Here is a 2,110-nt window from a genome sequence, read left to right as displayed (position 1 = left end):
GGTACTGCAACTTGGTGGTTGTGGGAGAGTAAGTGACTGCCGCAATATTTTTGAGGGAGGGGTCCGGCTCGACGTTATGTCGGGTAGGACCCCTTCCTTTTTTGTATTCATACGGGGGTTGTGTGGGTGTGGCCTTGTTCGGCTGGTTGGTTGGGCGGGGCCATGAGCGTATTCATGCTGGTCCGGTGTATCGATCGGAGAGAATCGGGTTCACTTGCGACCTTGTGGAGGTCGTCGAGACAGCTGCCGGTCGATCCCCAACTTGGAACCATCATTGTCTGCTCAGTTAAGGGAGCGTATCCTAGTCATTAAAACGACTTATGGCTCGTATCGCACTCGTAAAGGACCTCTGATGAGCGTAATTCGCCAGGTTGACCGCCGCCTCACCGAGATCGGCGCATCGATTCGTCGGTGGCGACTCATGCAATCACTCAAGGCTGTCGAAGTCGCAGAGCGGGCAGGTATCTCTCGATCGACCCTGCAGAAGGTCGAGCGCGGAGATGCCGGCGTCTCGATCGGTGCGGTCATGTCGGTCATGCAGGCATTGGGTCAGCTCGATCATGTGTCTGCCTCGTTCGATCCGCTGAGCACCGATGTCGGCAAGCTTCGGTCTGCTGAGTCACTTCCTGACAGGGTGCGTCGATGAGCGAACAGATCCGTGTTGAAATCGACCACCGAGGAACTTCGGTGTTCGTCGGCACTGCGTACTTCCACATCGCAAGAGGGCAGATCTCGACGACGTTCAAGTACTCCGATGAGTACGCGGGTGCTCGATGGGCCTATTCCATCGACCCTGAACTCCCGCTGTCGACGGCTCCATTCAGCGTTCCCGGTCTGCCGGGCGCATTCTCGGACAGTGCTCCTGACCGATGGGGCCGCAATCTCGTCACCAAGGAGCACCGAAGGCAGGTCACCGAAGGGATGGCCCGCGACCGGCGCCTGACAGACATCGACTTCCTGCTCGGAGTCAGTGACCATACCCGGCAGGGAGCTCTGCGGTTTCGTCGTGCTGCAGGCGATCACTTCCTCAGTCCCACGCACCGTGTGCCGAAGCTGCTTTCCCTGCCGGAACTGCAGCGAGCCGCAGACGGCGCAGCAGAAGGCTCCGGCACGGCCGTGAAGCGCCTTCTCGAGGCAGGGACGGCGTCTCTGGGAGGAGCACGCCCCAAAGCTTCTGTGGCGGACGATGAAGGACGATTGCTGATAGCCAAATTCTCCCGTCCCGACGACGAAAGAGACGTCATCGCGTGGGAGAGTGTGGCTCTCGAGCTCGCCCGCAATGCCGGAATCGAAACCTCCGAATCCCAGCTGCTGATCATCGAGCAGAGGCCCGTTCTTCTCCTGGAGAGGTTCGACCGCATGCCTGATCATCGGATCGGATACATGAGTGCGATGACGGCGACCGGGCGCCGAGACGGAGAGGCCGGCGACTACCTCGATATCGTCGAGGCCATCGAAGACCACAGCCGGCGTTGGCGGCACGACTGCGCTGAGCTCTTTCGCCGAGTGGTGTTCTCGGCAGCGATGCACAACACGGATGATCACCTGCGCAACCATGGCTTCATCCGTTCCGACGCAGGGTGGCAGCTGAGCCCGGCCTTCGATATCAACCCCGAACCGGAAGCCGCAGTCGAACGTCAGACTGCGATCAACGGCAACGTAGCAGCCGAGAGCGAAGTGGAGGCGCTCCTCGAATTCGCTTCCCTCTGCCATCTGACGAAGCCGGCTGCTGTATCGGTGTTCAACGAGGTCGTGAACGCGGTCTCCGGATGGAAGTCTCTGGCTGCCAGCCGCGGGATACGACGCTCAGAGATCACCGAGATGGGATCCGTCATCGACGTTCAGCTCGCACGTTTGCAGATTGCTATCGACCGTTGATTCGGGCAGGAGCGGCGCAGGGAGTGACTCCCCATCCGACCTTGGGCAAGGGGCCCTTCGCGAGCGTCAGGCCATGTGGTGGGTGTCACGTGGGGAAAGTTGGTTGTGGATTTGCGTGGTCGGGTTTGCCTGGTCTAGAGTTATATCTCGTTGCCCCGACGGAAACAACGTCTTCGAGACAGAGTTTCTGCCGGGTCTGACCAGGATAAACAGGGTTTGTTCCGATGGGTCA

The 2,110-nt window shown here is 59.9% G+C and carries 2 protein-coding genes; both read left to right on the top strand.

The window, feature by feature from the left end; translation table 11 throughout:
• The first annotated feature begins 352 nt into the window (after positions 1 to 352).
• The gene (locus EB835_RS20095) at positions 353 to 646 is read left to right on the top strand and encodes a helix-turn-helix domain-containing protein (protein WP_135811185.1); all 294 of its coding nucleotides are present in this window, start codon (positions 353 to 355) and stop codon (positions 644 to 646) included.
• The gene (locus tag EB835_RS20090) at positions 643 to 1,878 is read left to right on the top strand and encodes a type II toxin-antitoxin system HipA family toxin (protein WP_135811184.1); all 1,236 of its coding nucleotides are present in this window, start codon (positions 643 to 645) and stop codon (positions 1,876 to 1,878) included. The genes EB835_RS20095 and EB835_RS20090 overlap by 4 nt, the downstream gene beginning before the upstream one ends.
• Positions 1,879 to 2,110 lie beyond the last annotated feature (232 nt).

It is taken from the genome of Brevibacterium sp. S22, assembly GCF_004745485.1.
Taxonomy (GTDB): Bacteria; Actinomycetota; Actinomycetes; order Actinomycetales; family Brevibacteriaceae; genus Brevibacterium.
Note: the sequence above shows the minus strand (reverse complement) of the source record. Positions and strands in the feature narration are given on the sequence as shown.